The sequence below is a fragment of the Bradyrhizobium sp. LeoB3 genome, from assembly GCF_055456055.1.
Genome location: NZ_JBVBEF010000008.1, coordinates 97250 through 112702, shown reverse-complemented (window position 1 = coordinate 112702; position 15453 = coordinate 97250). Strand labels below are relative to the sequence as shown.

The window sequence follows — 15453 nt, the reverse complement described above, 5'->3', positions numbered from 1 at the left end:
CAACGGCATCTGCGCTGCGATAGCACGAAGAGACCTTGATATTTTCGCGCTTGAGTCCTATCATTTGTCTGATGTCTGGCTAGTTATTCAAGTCTCCTGGCATCTTTCTACACCACACCCAAAACTCAACGACGGCCCCGTTAGTTTGCGACTGTACGCCGTCCGGTCCGCAACTGAAGTCCTGCAGACTTCGGAAAACGTTTGGGTATGGACGATTGTCTTGTTGCTAGCCGGCTCGCGCCTGACGCGCCACTCCGTCTTTCCATCGCAGCAAAGTTGGCTTTTCCCGACGGTTCGATGACGGCATCGGGCCTACGGCGCGAAGCCCTGCGCGGTCGACTGCAAGTCGAGCGCATAGCCGGCAAAGACTACACCACTCTGGAAGCCATCAATGAAATGAGGAAGCTATGCCGCGTCCAAGCAAGGGAGCTCGGCTCTGCAAACGTAAGCCCAGATATCGAGACGGCAAGGTCGTCCACCAAGCCGTCTGGATCATCAAAGACGGCGATCGCCATATCGCCACAGGATGCGTTGCGAGCACGTCTGAAAAAAAGCCGCCAGCAAAAGCAGAGCAAGCCCTAGCGGACTACATCGCTCGCAAGTATCAACCCGAACGGCGCCGCCAAGACATTGAGGACATCGATTGTGCTGATGTCCTCTCGATTTATCTGACCGACATTGGCGAGCCCGGCGACCAGTTCGAGATCGAGGCCCGAATTGAGCGGCTCAACGAGTATTGGGGTGGCAAGAAGCTGGCGCAGGTTAATGCCCAGACTTGTGCAGGCTACACCAAGCATCGTGGCAGTCCGGGTGGTGCTCGCCGCGACCTTGAGACGCTGCGCGCCGCAATCAATCACCACGCAAAGGAAGGCTTTCACCGCGGCACAGTGCGAGTGTCGCTCCCGCCCAAAGGTGAGGCACGCGACCGATGGCTGACTCGCAAGGAGGCCGCAGCGTTGCTCTGGCATTGTTGGAGGTATCGCGAGAAGCAGACGATCCACTCGGGAACGTCTAAGGGCGGCCCGGTCGCCACGACCGAAGGCCTCTGCGTCATATCGCGCGATTTGTCTTGATCGGCCTGTATACTGGCACTCGGGCAGGCGCGATCGCATCGGCGTCGCCATATGCGATAACTGGCCGCTCGTACGTGGATCTGGAGCGCGGCATTTTTTATCGTAAGGCCATTGGCAAGCGCGCGACTAAGAAGCGACAGACGCCAGCACCCATCCCGCCTCGGCTGCTCACCCACCTTCGGCGTTGGTGGAACCGTAAGCTGATCGCAGAGTGCTTTGTTGAGTTCAACGGCAAGCCGGTAGCTTCGGTGAAAAAGGGCTTCAAGACCGCCGTAGGGCTTGCCCGCCTGCCCGGGAGGGTCACACCCCACACCTTGCGTCATACAGCTGCGACATGGCTCATGCAGCGCGGCGTGCCAATCTGGGAGGCGGCAGGGTTCCTGGGCATGTCACCCGAGGTCCTGCAGGACACCTATGGGCATCACCACCCAGACTTCCTCCAGGGGGCAGCCGCGGCCATCGGCCAAAAGAGCCGGTACGTTTCGGTGGCCGAAACGGTGGTCAACTTGACCGAGGATCGAAATCAGAAGAAAAAGCCTAATGATTTCTGGTCGGAGTGGCAGGATTCGAACCTGCGACCCCTGCGTCCCGAACGCAGTGCTCTACCGGGCTGAGCCACACTCCGACTAAGAACGCGGCTTATAGCGTCGGGTTGGGGCGACCGCAAGCAGCGCATTCGAGGAATTTGGTCACAGTGAAAACGAGCCTGAAAACCCGGATCTTGCCGGGCGGAACAGATACGACCGCGGTCGCGGCCGGCGTACTCAAAGAAGGCGGCCTGGTGGCGTTCCCGACCGAGACCGTCTACGGGCTCGGCGCCGACGCCACCAATGCGACCGCGATCGCCCACCTCTACCAGGCCAAGGGACGGCCGGCCTTCAATCCCCTGATCGCGCATGTCGGCGATCTCGCTGCCGCGCGCCGGATTGCCCGCTTCGATGCGGTGGCGACCGCGCTCGCGGAAGCGTTCTGGCCGGGGCCACTGACGCTGGTGCTGCCGAAAACGGAAGCTTGCCCGGTGGCGGAGCTCGCGACCGCGGGGCTCGATACCGTCGCGGTGCGGGTGCCCGCCCACGCCGTCGCCCGCGACATCCTGCGCGCCCTCGGCCGGCCGGTGGTGGCGCCTTCCGCCAACCTCTCCGGCCATGTCTCGCCGACCACGGCGGAGCACGTCGCAAGCGATCTTTCGGGGCGCATCGACCTGATTGTCGATGGCGGCGCTGTCGAGGTTGGGGTCGAATCCACCATCGTCGGCTGCTTCGAGCGCGCGACACTGCTCCGGCCGGGCGGGCTGCCGCGCGCGGAGATCGAGCGCGTGCTCGGCCACAGGCTCGACCAGCTTCCAGCGGACGCCGAAAGCGACAACGGCAAGCCGCTCGCGCCGGGCGACGGCGGCAGGCCGCTCGCGCCGGGCATGCTTGCCTCCCACTACGCCCCGCGCACGCGGGTGCGACTCAACGCTGACAGGATCGAGCCCGGAGAGGCGCTTCTGGCGTTTGGACCCTTGAGCATATCGGGGGTTGATTCGGCGGCCGCCGTGATGAATCTGTCTGATAGTGGCGATCTTGCCGAGGCCGCCGCCAATCTGTTCGGCTATCTCCGCGCGCTCGACACCGAAGCCGTGCGTGCGATCGCGGTGATGCCCATTCCCCATGACGGTCTGGGCGAAGCCATCAACGACCGGCTGCGCCGCGCAGCCGTTGGCCGCGAATGAAGGCGGCCGGAGTGAAAGAGACCGGGATGAACATCGCAGATCCGCCAGCGCCGCAGCTTCCGCCGGAACTGATCGACAAGTTTCGCGCCATCGTCGGCGACAAATATGCGGTGACTGATGCCGCCGACATCGCGCCCTACCTGGTCGAGGAACGCAACCTGTTCCAGGGGCGCTCGCCGCTGGTGCTGCGCCCGGGCTCGACCGCGGAAGTCGCCGCGATCTGCAAGCTCGCCTCGGCGCATCGCATCGCGCTGGTGCCGCAGGGCGGCAATACCGGCCTGGTCGGCGGGCAGACGCCGCATCATGGCGAGGTCGTGATTTCGCTGAAGCGGATGGACAAGATCCGCGAGATCGATACCGCCTCCAACACCATGACCTGCGAGGCCGGCGTGGTGCTGCAGGTGGCTCAGCAGCGCGCCAGCGACGTCGACCGGCTGTTTCCGCTCTCGCTCGGCGCCGAGGGAAGCTGCACCATCGGCGGCAATCTCTCGACCAATGCCGGCGGCACGGCTGCATTGGCCTATGGCGTGGCGCGCGAGATGGCGCTCGGGCTCGAAGTGGTGCTGGCTGACGGGCGCGTGCTCAACGCGCTGTCGAAACTGAAAAAGGACAATACCGGCTACGACCTGCGCAATCTCTTCATCGGCGCGGAGGGCACGCTCGGCATCATCACGGCGGCGACGCTGAAGCTGTTTCCGAAGCCGCGCGCAATCGAGACCGCCTTTGTCGGGTTGAAATCGCCGGCGGATGCGCTGCAGCTATTGTCGATCTCGCAAACCGAAGCCGCGGGCAGCCTCACCAGCTTCGAGCTGCTCGCCGACATCGCGGTGGATTTCTCGATCCGCCACGGCATCGACATCCGCGATCCGCTTACAAGCAAGCACCCCTGGTATGTGCTGATGGAGCTTTCCTCGCCGCGCGACGATGCGCGCGATACGCTGGAAGTCATCCTCGCCGAGGGCATGGAAGGCGGCATCGTCGACGACGCCGTGATCGCGGCGAATTTGAGCCAGCGCCAGGCGTTCTGGAAATTGCGCGACGAGATGTCGGCGGCGCAGAAGCCGGAGGGCGGCTCGATCAAGCATGACATCTCGGTGCCGGTCGCCGCGGTCCCGGCCTTTATCGAAGAGGCCAATGCGGCGGTGGTCAAGCTGATCCCCGGCGCGCGGCCGGTGCCGTTCGGCCATCTCGGCGACGGCAACATCCATTACAATGTCAGCCAGCCGATCGGCGCCGACAGCGCCGACTTCCTCGGCCGCTGGCATGAGGTCAACGCTGTCGTGTTCGACATCGTGCTGCGGATGGGGGGCTCGATCTCGGCCGAGCACGGCATCGGCGTGCTCAAGCGCGATGAATTGCCCGATGTGAAGGACAAGGTCGCGATCGAACTGATGCGCAGCATCAAGGCGATGCTCGATCCGCTCGGTATCATGAATCCTGGAAAAGTACTGTGAACGTCGCACCGCCACCCCCTATCGCTGCGCTCGCCATCGCGCCGATGTCCGACAGCGACGTCGCTGACGTCGTCGCACTGTGGCAGCGCTGCGGGCTGACACGGCCGTGGAACGATCCGGTCGCCGATATCGCGCTGGCACGACGAGGGCCCAATTCGGACATCCTGGTCGGCCGCGACAACGGGGCGATCGTCGCATCCGCCATGGTCGGCCATGAGGGCCATCGCGGCTGGGTCTATTACGTCGCGGTCGATCCCGAGCGACAGGGCAAGGGATACGGCCGGGTGATCATGCGCGCGGCGGAGGACTGGCTCCAGGCGGCCGGCATTGCAAAACTGCAATTGCTGGTGCGGCGGGAAAACGCCAAGGTTGGCGCGTTCTACCAGTCGATCGGCTATGAGGAGCAGCAGCTTCTCGTGTTTTCCAGATGGATCGAAGGGCGCACGCCGCCATGAGTATTTCCGACCGCGTTCGCATCAAGGACGAGCGCGTGCTCTCCGATGAGCACTACGTACTGAAGTCGGTGACCTTCGACTACCGCCGCGGCGACGGTGCGTGGCAGACGCTGAACCGCGAGGTGTTCGACCGCGGCAATGCCGCCACCCTGCTGCCCTACAATCTCGCCGCGCGCAGCGTGGTGCTGGTGCGGCAATTCCGCCTGCCGCCCTTCCTCAATGGCCATGACGATTCCATGATCGAGGCGGCTGCGGGCATGCTGGACAATGAGACCCCGGAGAACCGCATCCGCGCCGAGGCGGAAGAGGAGACCGGCTACCGGCTTCACCACGTCGAAAAAGTGTTCGAAGCCTTCATGAGCCCGGGCTCTGTGACGGAGAAGCTGCATTTCTTCGTCGCCGAATATGATTCTTCGATGCGGGTCGGCGACGGCGGCGGCCTTGCCCATGAGGGCGAAGACATCGAGGTGCTGGAGCTGCCACTCGATGAAGCGCTGGCGATGATCGGAGACGGCCGCATCGTCGACGCCAAGACCATCATGCTCGTGCAATACGCGGCGCTGAATATTTTTCGGTGACTGGCTCTCCCCGTCATGGCCGGGCTTGTCCCGGCCATCCACGTCTTTGTGCACCGAGAAAAGAAGAAGGCGTGGATGCCCGGGACAAGCCCGGGCATGACGACTGAGATCAAAACAACGATCCCTGCCCGTCGTCGTCGGCCGCACTCGGCAGCGTCTTGCGTGGTGATGTCGCCCGCTTCGGCTTCTGCGGCTCGGCAGCGCGCTCCTCGTCCGTGATCGGCAGCAGCAATTGCGCATCGTCATTGGCGGCGTGGTTGACCCGCGTCGAGACCTCATGCCAGACGAATTCGCCGACCGCCGGGCCCTTCAAGAGCGGCATCGCCAGCGAGACCTCGTCGTTGCGGCAATCGAGCCAGCGCTCGAAGGCGTCGGGCGAAATCGTCACGGGCACGCGGTGATGCAATCTCGCCAGATCCGCGCTGGCCGGCGCGGTGATGATCGCGACCGTATCGACCTCCTCGCCGTTCGGGCCGATCCAGGTTTCCGCCAGCGCGGCGAAGCCGACCGGCTGCTGGTCGCGGCGATGGATGAAATAGGGCCGCTTGCGGCCGCCCTCGTCGTGCCATTCATAATAGCCGTCAGCCGGGATCAGCGAGCGGCGGCGCCGGATCGCGTTCTTGAAGGCGGGCTTCTGCAGCACCGTCTCCGAGCGGGCGTTGAACAAGAGCCCGACCTGACGGGGATCCTTGACCCAGGCGGGTACCAGCCCCCAGCGCATCAGCCGGAAATGCCGGCCGCCGTTCTCCAGGATCACCACGGGAACGGGTTGGGTCGGCGCAATATTGTGCCGCGGGGGGAAGTTGGGCTGCTCGGCATAGCCGAAGAGCAGCCTGATCGCCTCCGGCGGCGAGGTGATAACGAAGCGTCCGCACATAATCCGGGAAAAATAAGTACTCGTTCAGGACCTTTTAACCGCCCCTGTCAAACATTGGGCATGATGAACGCCACGGGCTCAACAGCAGCACAATCCGATCGCCAGACACCGCGACCGGCGGGCCCGGACGAGGCCCGGGCTGCGGCATTGCGCGCCGCCAACATCAATCCGCGCACCGGGCTTGCCACCGATTACCTCAATCACTTCAACGAAGCCATCATGCTGCTTGAGATGATTCCGGACATGCCGGAATGTGCCGAGGATTTCCTGAGCTGGCACCCGCTGACCTATTCCGAGCATTTCACGGCCTCCAATTTCAGGGCGCGCGACCTCGCAATCGAAGCCTACGAATCGGCTGATCCCACGACCCGCGCCGAATTCGACAACATCACGAACACGATGACCTCGATATTGACGGCGGTAAGCGCCGCGATGGGCAAGGTGCGCCAGGACAAGACCCGTGCCAAGCTAGCCGAGCAGGCCACGATCTGGGTCAAGCCGCTGGTCGCCCTCGCCGGCGGCATCATCAACGGCGGCACTGAAGCCGACATCGAACGGATCATGGCGAGCGAGTAGCTGGGCCTGCCCGGTTTTCGCCTTCTCCGTCATGGCCGGGCTTGACCCGGCCATCCACGTCTCTTCTGCGAGGAAGGAAAGGCGTGGATGCCCGGGTCAAGCCCGGGCATGACGAGCCCCATGGATTAGACCTTCGCCCGCCAATCGGGCATGATCGACGCCGGTTTCGCCGGTTTTGGATCGCCTCTTGACTTCCCCCGCCCAGCCTGCCCGTCCACAGCTTGCCGTTTCCGGCGCGATTTTTCGCGACGGCAAGGTGCTTCTGGTCCGCCGCGCCCGCTCGCCGGGCAAGGGCTTCTACTCGCTGCCGGGCGGCCGGGTCGAATTCGGCGAATCCCTGCATACGGCACTGCACCGGGAGGTCGACGAGGAGACAGGGCTCAAGATCGACATCGTGGCGCTGGCCGGCTGGCGCGAGGTGCTGCCCGGGGCGGCCGGCGGCGGACACTATCTGATCATGTCGTTCGCGGCGCGATGGATGGCGGGGGAACCCCACCTGAATGACGAACATGATGATTTCAAATGGCTCGAGCCCGATGCGATCGGCGATCTCAAGGTCACCGGTGGCCTGCAGGAGGTGATTCAGGCCGCCCGGCGGCTGATTTGAAGCCCTCTGGCGCGAGATCCCGCGCCTTGCCTGCAGCACAATCCACAGGCATATGACGCTGCCATGTCGAAAGTTCTCCTGGCCGCCCTCATCTTCGTCACGGCGTGCAATCTCTCGCCCGGCCGGGCGGAGGATGCCGCGGCGCCGTTTGACGGCGACCTGCAGCGGCTCGCCGAGATCCTCGGCACCCTGCATTATCTGCGCGGCATCTGCGGCAGCAACGAAGGCGCCAAATGGCGCAACGAGATGCAGGCGCTGATCGACGCCGAAACCCCCTCCGGCGACCGCCGCGCCCGCATGATCGCGGGCTTCAACCGCGGCTACAACGGCTTCCAGCAGACCTACCGAAGCTGCACGCCGGCAGCGGTCGTGGCGATCCGACGCTATGTCGAGGAAGGTTCGAAGATCTCGCGCGACCTGACCGCGCGCTATGCTAACTGACTGAGCGAATAGACGTTCGATTGACCTTGGTTGCCGCCATTAACCCTTCCTAAAGAAGTGGCCTAGGCGTGCCCCATCTGCGTGCTACAGCTTTGTGCATGACGTGATTCGCCGTGAATCGCGCCGACATTGCCTGTGAGTTTCATGCGCATTCCAGCGTTCCAGATTGCCCGCGATCCCCTGCCTGACCACGAGCAGAAGCAGGCCGCGCTCTCCTACCTCAACGAGGCCTGGGCCGAAGCGCGCCATGACGGCATCGACGGCGATTGCCTCGCACAGGCGAGCCTGTTCGCCGCGCTGGCCGAGCTGGTCGGCACCTATGGCGAAGAGGCGGTGGCGAAGTTCGTCGAGGGACTGCCGGCGCGCGTGCGCAACGGCGAATTCTCGCTGATACTGGCGCGGCAGTAAGTCTCCACGCGCTCAGTCGTCATCACCCGCTTGTTCTGCCGTCATTGCGAGCGAAGCGAAGCAATCCATTGTCACCCCGATTCGCGGCGGCAATGGATTGCTTCGCTTCGCTCGCAATGACGGAGAACTACACCCTCAACGTCTCCAAAAACCGCACCGGCTCGCCCAGCGACGGCGTCACCACTTCGCCCTGCCACATCACCCGCTTGCCACGGATGAACGTGCCGACCGGCCAGCCGGTGACGCGCATCCCATCATAGGGTGTCCAGCCCGCGCGCGAGGCGATCCACTGGTTGGTGATGGTCTCGCTGCGCTTGAGATCGACGACGGTGAAATCGGCGTCATAGCCGGCCGCGATGCGGCCCTTGCAGGCGATGTTGAACAGCCGCGCCGGGCCCGCGCTGGTGAGGTCGACGAAACGCGCCAGCGACAGCCGGCCGGCGTTGATGTGATCGAGCATCAGGGGCACCAGCGTCTGCACGCCGGTCATGCCGGAGGGCGAGGCCGGATAGGTCTTCGCCTTCTCTTCCAGCGTATGCGGGGCGTGGTCGGAGCCGAGCACGTCGATGATGCCCTGCTCGATGCCGTACCAGATCCGCTCGCGATGGTCGGCCGAACGCACCGGCGGATTCATCTGCGCGTGGGTGCCGAGCCGCTCGTAGCATTCCGGCGCCGCCATGGTGAGGTGATGCGGCGTCGCCTCGCAGGAGGCGACGTCCTTGTGGTCGCGCAGGAAATCGATCTCCTGCTTGGTCGAGATGTGCAATACGTGGATGCGCTTGCCGGTCTCATGCGCGAGCTTGACCAGCCGCTGCGTCGCCATCAGCGCCGCGACCTCGTCGCGCCAGACCGGATGCGAACGCGGATCGCCCTCGATCCTGAGCGATTTGCGATCGTTGAGGCGATATTCGTCCTCGGCATGGAACGCAGCGCGGCGGCGGATCACGTTGAAGATGCGGCGCAGGCTCTCGTCGTCCTCGACCAGCAGCGTGCCGGTGGAGGAGCCGATGAACACCTTGACGCCGGCGCAGCCCGGCGCGCGCTCGAGCTCGGGCAGGTCCTGCACATTCTCGCGAGTGCCGCCGATGAAGAAGGCGAAATCGCAGTGCATGCGGTGATGGGCGCGCTTCACCTTGTCGGTGAAGGCCGCTTCCGTCACCGTCAGTGGATCGGTGTTCGGCATCTCGAACACCGCCGTGACGCCGCCCAGCACCGCGCTGCGCGATCCGGTCTCGAGATCTTCCTTGTGGGTCGGCCCGGGCTCGCGGAAATGCACCTGGGTGTCCATCACCCCGGGCAGGACGTGCAGGCCCTTGCAGTCGATCACCTCGTCGGCGGAATCGCAGTTGAGGCCGCCGATCTCGGCAATACGGCCATTCCTGATGCCGATGTCGCGAATGCCCTCGCCATCCTGATTGACCACGGTGCCGGATTTTAGAATGGTGTCAAAACGCTGATTCATCGCTCCTCATGCCGGTCTTCAAGCCGCCGCCCGGGCCTTGTTCGGCGCAGTTTAGCGCCTTAACTTGGCAGGGGATATCCGTCAGCTCCGTTTCCCAAAGGAACCTTGGAAAAGGGCCGAACAAGGCGCATGAAAGCAGCATTTCTACCCGATCGAGGCGTGGTCAAGGTGACGGGCGAGGACGCCCGCAACTTCCTCAACGGCCTCGTCACGTCAGACCTGACCGATCTTGCGCCGGGCATAGGCCGGTTCGGCGCGCTGCTGACCCCGCAGGGCAAGATCATCGTCGATTTCCTGATCACGGAGGCGCCGGCGGGCCATGGCGGCGGCTTCCTGATCGATGTGCCGCGCGCGCTTGCGCAGGCGCTGACCGACAAGCTCCGCTTCTACAAGCTGCGCGCAAAGGTTGCGGTCGAGAATCTTTCCGACGGGCTCGGCGTACTGGCCGCCTGGGACGGCGAGCCCGCGATGAAGCCCGACCTCTGCTTCGCCGATCCGCGCAGCGGCGCGCTGGGTTTCCGCATCGTGGTGCCCGAAGATTTGAAAGCCAAGGTCGCAGGTCTCATCGGCGCCGACCTCGTCGACAGCGCCGCCTATGAGGCGCATCGCATCGCGAGCGGCATCCCGCGCGGCGGGCTTGACTTCAGCTATGGCGATGCGTTCCCGCACGAGACCAACATGGACCGGCTGAGCGGCGTCGATTTCGACAAGGGCTGCTATGTCGGCCAGGAAGTCGTGTCGCGGATGCAGCATCGCGGCACCGCGCGCACGCGCACTGTCAAGATCATCCTGGACGATCTGGCGCCCGAACCGGGCGCCACCATCGTCGCCGGCGACAAGCAGGTCGGCACCATGGGCTCGGCCGCGGGACAGAACGGCCTGGCGCTGATCCGCACCGACCGCGTCGCAGATGCGCTCGATGCCGGGCTTTCGCTCTCCGCCGGCGGCCTTGGTCTGAAGCTTGCCGAGCCTGATGTTGTGCGCGCCGCACCGAAAAAGACCGTCGCATGAGCCGCACTGCGCAACTGCATCCCGACGGCAAGATTCGCTGTCCGTGGCCGGGCGAAGACCCGTTCTACGTCGCCTACCACGACGAGGAATGGGGCGTGCCGGAATATGACGACCGCGCGCTTTACGAAAAGCTGATTCTCGACGGCTTCCAGGCCGGCCTCTCCTGGATCACGATCCTGCGCAAGCGCGACAATTTCCGTAAAGCCTTCGACGATTTCCAGCCCGAGAAGATCGCGCGCTACAACGCCAAGAAGGTCCATGCGCTGATGAACGATGCCGGCATCGTGCGCAACCGGGCCAAGATCGAGGGCACGATCGCGAGCGCGAAGTCCTATCTGAAGATCATGGAAGATGGCCCGGGCTTCTCGAAATTCCTGTGGGATTTCGTCGACGGCCGTCCCAAGGTCAACGAGTTCAAGACCACGGCGAGCGTGCCGGCCTCGACGCCGCTGTCGATCAAGGTCTCGAAAGAGCTGGCCTCGCGCGGCTTCAAGTTCGTCGGCCCGACCATCGTCTACGCCTTCATGCAGGCGACCGGCATCGTCAATGATCATCTCGTGACCTGCTTCTGCCACGAGGCCTGCGGCGGCAAGCATCGCAGCCCGCGCTTCAAAGTGAAATGACCGGAAGATCACCGGCGCCGAAGCAGGACGCGCGGGCCTGGCAGCGCATGCTGTCCGGGCGACGGCTCGATCTGCTCGACCCTTCGCCGCTCGACATCGAGATCGCCGACATCGCCCACGGGCTCGCCCGCGTCGCGCGCTGGAACGGACAGACCAGCGGCGCGCATATCTTCTCGGTCGCGCAGCATACGCTCCTGGTCGAGGCGGTGATGCGCCAGCAGATGCCGCGCGTCGATGTCAGTGTGCGGCGCGCGGCGCTGCTGCACGATGCGCCGGAATATGTCATCGGCGACATGATCTCACCGTTCAAGGCGGTGCTCGGCGGCGACTACAAGACGGTGGAGAAGCGCCTGCTCTCCGCGATCCACATCCGCTTCGGCCTGCCGCCGACGCTGGCGGACGAGATCACCCAGCAGATCAAGGCCGCCGACCGCGGCGCCGCCTATCTCGAAGCAACGCGTCTGGCGGGATTTTCGGAAGCCGAAGCCAAGCGCCTGTTCGGCCGCGATCCCGCACTGCCCGCGGCGACCGAGCGCGACTATCTCACGCCCTGGACCGCAGCCAAAGCCGAGAAACGGTTCCTCGAACGCTTCCAGGCGGTGGCGGCTTGATCTTCTTCCCTTCTCCCCTTGTGGGAGAAGGTGGCGCGAAGCGCCGGATGAGGGGTTGCCTCCACGGGCGATTGTGCGCGTAGAGAGAACCCCTCACCCAAGCGAGCTTGCTGCAGACGTCGGCGTAGCCCTCTCCCACAAGGGGCGAGGGCGCGATAACTGGCATCGCGAAGGGCGGCTTTGCCCACCCTGCGGCAGCGGCTATAATTGAGGCCAGTCACGTCGCCCAAGGACCATGATGCTTCACGTCTGCTCCCTCGCCCTGCTTCCCGAAACCGTAAGACTGACCGGCGCCAGCCACATCCTCACCGTGATGGCCAATGTCGCCCAGGTGCAGCGCCCGGCCTCCGTGCTCGAGGTCAACCATCTGCGCGTGCAGGTCGACGACATCACCGAAGTGATGGACGGCTTCATCGCACCGTCGGAACGGCACATCGAGCAGGTCCTGAACTTCGTGCGGGGCTGGGATCGCAGCGCGCCGATGGTCGTGCACTGCTACGCCGGCATCAGCCGCTCGACCGCGAGCGCGTTCGCTGCCGCCTGCGCGCTCAATCCGCATCGCGACGAGGCCGAGATCGCGCGCAAGATCCGCGCCGCCTCCCCGATTGCGTCGCCGAACCGCCTGATGGTGAGCCTCGCCGACAAGGCGCTCGGGCGGGAGGGCCGGATGATCCGCGCGCTCGACGCGATCGGGCCCGGCACCATGAGCGTCGAAAACCAGCCGTTCCGGGTCGACCTCGAGTGAGTCGCGCGGAAATGCCGCTTTGATGATTGAACTTTTTGCGGGGCAACCTCCACTCAATGGATTGCGACGACCGCGGACGTGATTGGTTACGCCCCTCGCGCGCCGGCCCGGAGGCCTGATGCTGGAGTTCATTGTTTTTGTCGTTGCGGTCGTCGCATTTGCTTTTGCGCTGAAATCAATGAACGAAGTGGCCGCATTGCGCATGCGGCTGGAGGCCCTCGAAGGTGCGAATGCCGCGGCAATACGGCCGGCATCGCCGCCACCACTCGTCCCCGAGCACGAGCCTGAGCCGACGCGTGCGACCTCGCCGCCGGCTGCGGCCACGCCTCCGCCATTGCCGCCCGAGGCCATCCAGGCCGCACCTGCCAAGACCGAGCAGGCTGCAGAACCGGACGCGCCAACCGGCGCGCCGCCTGCGCCATCGCCTCCGCGACCGACACAACCCGGCTTCGAAGAGACCATCGGCACCCGATGGGTGGTGTGGCTCGGCGGCCTGACGCTGGCGCTCGGCGGTTTCTTCATGGTGCGCTATTCGATCGAAGCCGGCCTGCTCGGGCCCGGCGTGCGCACCATGCTCGGCGGCCTGTTCGCGTTGGCGCTGCTCGGCGCCGGCGAATGGACGCGGCGCAAGGAAAGCATCTCCGCGATCGCGACGCTGCCGATTGCCAATATCCCAGCGATCCTCACCGCCGCCGGAACGGCGGTGGCATTCGCAACCGTCTATGCGGCCTACGCGCTCTACGACTTCCTTGCACCCGCGACCGCCTTCGTACTGCTCGGACTGGTCGCGCTCGGCACGCTCGCCGCGGCGCTGCTGCACGGGCCGGCGCTGGCCGGGCTTGGCGTCGTCGGCGCCTTCGCCACGCCGATCCTGGTGTCATCCGAAAAGCCGGATTTCTGGGCGCTCTACATCTATCTCGCGATCGTCACCGCGGCATCGTTCGGCCTCGCCCGCGTCCGGCTGTGGCGCTGGCTTGCCGTTACCACGGTGGTGTTCGCGCTGCTCTGGACCTTCCCCTGCCTGCAATGCGGGCCGTCGATGATCGGGCCGCACGCCTTCCATGTCATCGCCGGATTCGTCCTCGCCGCGCTCTTGGTGGTCTGCGGCTTCATGTTCGGACCGGAGGCGGAGGGCGAACAGGTCGAGTCGATCTCATCGGGCTCGCTGATCGCGTATCTGTTCGGTGCGCTGCTGATCGTGCTGAACAGCTTTCACGCCGACCCCGCGATGATCACCTTCGGCCTCCTGGTCGCCGGCAGCCTCTTCGTTGCCTGGCGCGCCCCGGCAGCGACCGCGGCGATCGGCGCCGGCGCGCTGTTTGTGTTCGTCGTGTTCGCCGAATGGGCGGTGCGCGGCAATCCGGACATGCTGGTGCTGCCCGGCGGCCCCCTCCCCGGCATCGGGCCGAGCGCCACCGATGGTTCGGTCTCGCTGCACCTGACCACGGCGGCGATCTTCGCCGGCATGTTCGGCGTGAGCGGTTTCCTCGCGCAGCGCCGCTTCGCAACGACTGCAATCACCGTGCAGTGGGCGGCGGCCGCCACCTTCACACCGCTGGCGCTGTTGATCGCGCTCTACGCCCGGATCGCGCAGCTCGACCGCTCGATTCCGTTCGCAATTCTCGCCGTACTGCTCGCCGCGGCCTTCGCCGCCGCCACCGAATTCCTGACCAGGCGCGAGGACCGGCCCGGACACTCCGCCTCGATCGCGCTGTTTGCGACCGGCACGCTCGCCGCACTGGCGCTCGCGCTCACATTCGCGCTGGAAAAAGGCTGGCTCACGATCGCGTTGGCGCTGATGTCGCTCGGCACCGCCTGGATTTCGCTGCAGCGGCCGATCGCCTTCCTGCGCACATTGAGCGCGATTCTTGCCGGCATCGTGGTGCTGCGCATTGGCTACGAGCCGCGGATAGTCGGCGATGTCGTCGGCACCACGCCGATCTTCAACTGGCTGTTGTGGGGCTACGGCATTCCCGCGGCCTCGTTCTGGGCCGCCAGCATCTTCCTGCGCCGCCATGGCGACGACGCGCCGCTCCGCGCCGTGGAATCGGCCGCGATCCTGTTCACGGTCCTGCTCGCCTTCATGGAGATCCGTCACGCCATCAACGCCGGCGACGTCTACCGCAACAGCGCCGGCCTCACCGAGGTCGCGCTGCAGGTCTGCACGGCGCTGGCGATGGCGATCGGGCTCGAGCGTCTGCGCGTCCGCACGGCCAGCATCGTGCACAATATCGGCGCGGTGCTGCTGACCGTGTTCGCCGGTCTTGCCGCGGTCTTCGGTCTGATGCTGCTGGAGACGCCGATCCTGTGGCCGATCGATGTCGGCGGCAGCTTCATCAACCTGCTCCTGCTCGGCTATGCCCTGCCCGCGGTGCTGGCGCTGCTGTTGTCCTATGCGGTGGCGGGACGGCGCCCGGCCGCCTATGGCAACACGCTCGCGGCCGGCGCGCTGATCCTCGCGCTCACCTATGTCAGCTTCGAGATCCGCCGGCTCTACCACGGCCCCGTGCTGTCGCACGGCCCGACCACGGGCGCCGAGCAATACACCTATTCGATTGCCTGGCTGGCGTTCGGCGTCGTGCTGCTCGGGATCGGCATCGTCGTTGGCTCGCAGCGTGCGCGGATGGCCTCTGCCGCCGTCATCGCGCTGACCATCGTCAAGGCGTTCGTAATCGACATGTCGCAGCTCACGGGCGTCTACCGCGCGCTGTCCTTCATGTGCCTCGGCGTGGTGCTGGTCGCGATCGGCTGGTTCTACCAGCGCATCCTGTTCCGGCGACAAACGGCACCACCCCCGGTCGCTGGCGTGGGATGAGCT

At 65.2% G+C, this 15453-nt stretch carries 16 protein-coding genes, 1 tRNA gene and 1 pseudogene; 15 read left to right on the top strand and 3 right to left on the bottom strand.

The features are described 5' to 3' along the window. The first annotated feature begins 407 nt into the window (after nt 1-407). Nucleotides 408-1073 (top strand): hypothetical protein, encoded by a 666-nt coding sequence (locus tag ACZXDY_RS09250; RefSeq protein ID WP_464345258.1) that lies wholly within the window; start codon nt 408-410, stop codon nt 1071-1073. Next, nucleotides 1070-1402, top strand: a pseudogene (locus ACZXDY_RS09245) (site-specific integrase); the annotation flags it as partial. The gene ACZXDY_RS09250 and the pseudogene ACZXDY_RS09245, both read left to right, overlap by 4 nt. 219 nt (nt 1403-1621) lie before the next feature. On the opposite strand, the gene ACZXDY_RS09240 reads toward ACZXDY_RS09245, so the two are convergent. Next, nucleotides 1622-1698, bottom strand: a tRNA-Pro gene (locus tag ACZXDY_RS09240). Nucleotides 1699-1767: 69 nt separating this feature from the next. Between ACZXDY_RS09240 and ACZXDY_RS09235 the strand changes: the two genes are divergently transcribed. Genes ACZXDY_RS09235 through ACZXDY_RS09220 form a run of 4 tightly spaced genes read left to right on the top strand, consistent with a single transcriptional unit; the run spans nt 1768 to nt 5274 of the window. Continuing rightward, nucleotides 1768-2787: an L-threonylcarbamoyladenylate synthase gene (locus ACZXDY_RS09235; protein WP_464345257.1), complete on the top strand. Its 1020-nt coding sequence runs from the start codon at nt 1768-1770 to the stop codon at nt 2785-2787. 26 nt (nt 2788-2813) lie between these two features. Further along, complete coding sequence (locus ACZXDY_RS09230; protein ID WP_464345256.1) at nt 2814-4241, top strand: FAD-binding oxidoreductase; 1428 nt, start codon at nt 2814-2816, stop codon at nt 4239-4241. Nucleotides 4242-4261: 20 nt separating this feature from the next. Continuing rightward, nucleotides 4262-4696, top strand: a complete 435-nt coding sequence (locus ACZXDY_RS09225; RefSeq protein ID WP_464345282.1) for a GNAT family acetyltransferase — start codon at nt 4262-4264, stop codon at nt 4694-4696. Beyond that, the gene (locus tag ACZXDY_RS09220) at nt 4693-5274 is read left to right on the top strand and encodes an NUDIX domain-containing protein (protein ID WP_464345255.1); all 582 of its coding nucleotides are present in this window, start codon (nt 4693-4695) and stop codon (nt 5272-5274) included. The genes ACZXDY_RS09225 and ACZXDY_RS09220 overlap by 4 nt, the downstream gene beginning before the upstream one ends. A gap of 109 nt (nt 5275-5383) precedes the next feature. Here ACZXDY_RS09220 and ACZXDY_RS09215 read toward each other — a convergent pair whose 3' ends face one another. After that, nucleotides 5384-6151 carry an SOS response-associated peptidase gene (locus ACZXDY_RS09215; protein ID WP_464345254.1) on the bottom strand — a complete coding sequence of 256 codons (768 nt, stop codon included), beginning with the start codon at nt 6149-6151 and terminating at the stop codon, nt 5384-5386. Between the two features lie 63 nt (nt 6152-6214). Between ACZXDY_RS09215 and ACZXDY_RS09210 the strand changes: the two genes are divergently transcribed. The 4 genes from ACZXDY_RS09210 (at nt 6215) to ACZXDY_RS09195 (ending at nt 8183) form a co-directional block, all read left to right on the top strand. Beyond that, a complete protein-coding gene (locus ACZXDY_RS09210) occupies nt 6215-6727 on the top strand; it encodes a hypothetical protein (protein ID WP_464345281.1) in 513 nt (170 codons plus the stop codon). 187 nt (nt 6728-6914) lie between these two features. Continuing rightward, a complete protein-coding gene (locus tag ACZXDY_RS09205; RefSeq protein WP_464345253.1) occupies nt 6915-7334 on the top strand; it encodes an NUDIX hydrolase in 420 nt (139 codons plus the stop codon). Nucleotides 7335-7397: 63 nt separating this feature from the next. Then, on the top strand, nt 7398-7775 hold the full coding sequence (locus ACZXDY_RS09200) for a TIGR02301 family protein (protein ID WP_456645808.1): 378 nt from the start codon (nt 7398-7400) through the stop codon (nt 7773-7775). A 144-nt stretch (nt 7776-7919) separates the two neighbouring features. Beyond that, nucleotides 7920-8183 (top strand): hypothetical protein, encoded by a 264-nt coding sequence (locus tag ACZXDY_RS09195; protein ID WP_028166925.1) that lies wholly within the window; start codon nt 7920-7922, stop codon nt 8181-8183. A 127-nt stretch (nt 8184-8310) separates the two neighbouring features. Here ACZXDY_RS09195 and ACZXDY_RS09190 read toward each other — a convergent pair whose 3' ends face one another. Continuing rightward, complete coding sequence (locus ACZXDY_RS09190) at nt 8311-9645, bottom strand: dihydroorotase (RefSeq protein ID WP_028166924.1); 1335 nt, start codon at nt 9643-9645, stop codon at nt 8311-8313. Between the two features lie 129 nt (nt 9646-9774). On the opposite strand from ACZXDY_RS09190, the gene ygfZ reads away from it, so the two are divergent. The 5 genes from ygfZ to ACZXDY_RS09165 all read left to right on the top strand — a co-directional run bounded on the left by ygfZ (nt 9775) and on the right by ACZXDY_RS09165 (nt 15450). Beyond that, the gene (gene ygfZ / locus ACZXDY_RS09185; RefSeq protein ID WP_464345252.1) at nt 9775-10656 is read left to right on the top strand and encodes a CAF17-like 4Fe-4S cluster assembly/insertion protein YgfZ; all 882 of its coding nucleotides are present in this window, start codon (nt 9775-9777) and stop codon (nt 10654-10656) included. Then, nucleotides 10653-11279 carry a DNA-3-methyladenine glycosylase I gene (locus ACZXDY_RS09180; RefSeq protein WP_028166922.1) on the top strand — a complete coding sequence of 209 codons (627 nt, stop codon included), beginning with the start codon at nt 10653-10655 and terminating at the stop codon, nt 11277-11279. Before ygfZ ends, ACZXDY_RS09180 begins: the two co-directional genes overlap by 4 nt. Continuing rightward, entirely contained in the window at nt 11276-11890 is a 615-nt protein-coding gene (locus ACZXDY_RS09175; RefSeq protein WP_464345251.1) for a YfbR-like 5'-deoxynucleotidase, read from the top strand. The genes ACZXDY_RS09180 and ACZXDY_RS09175 overlap by 4 nt, the downstream gene beginning before the upstream one ends. A gap of 238 nt (nt 11891-12128) precedes the next feature. Further along, complete coding sequence (locus tag ACZXDY_RS09170; protein ID WP_464345280.1) at nt 12129-12635, top strand: tyrosine phosphatase family protein; 507 nt, start codon at nt 12129-12131, stop codon at nt 12633-12635. A gap of 118 nt (nt 12636-12753) precedes the next feature. Then, on the top strand, nt 12754-15450 hold the full coding sequence (locus tag ACZXDY_RS09165; RefSeq protein WP_464345250.1) for a DUF2339 domain-containing protein: 2697 nt from the start codon (nt 12754-12756) through the stop codon (nt 15448-15450). The last annotated feature ends 3 nt before the right edge of the window (nt 15451-15453 follow it).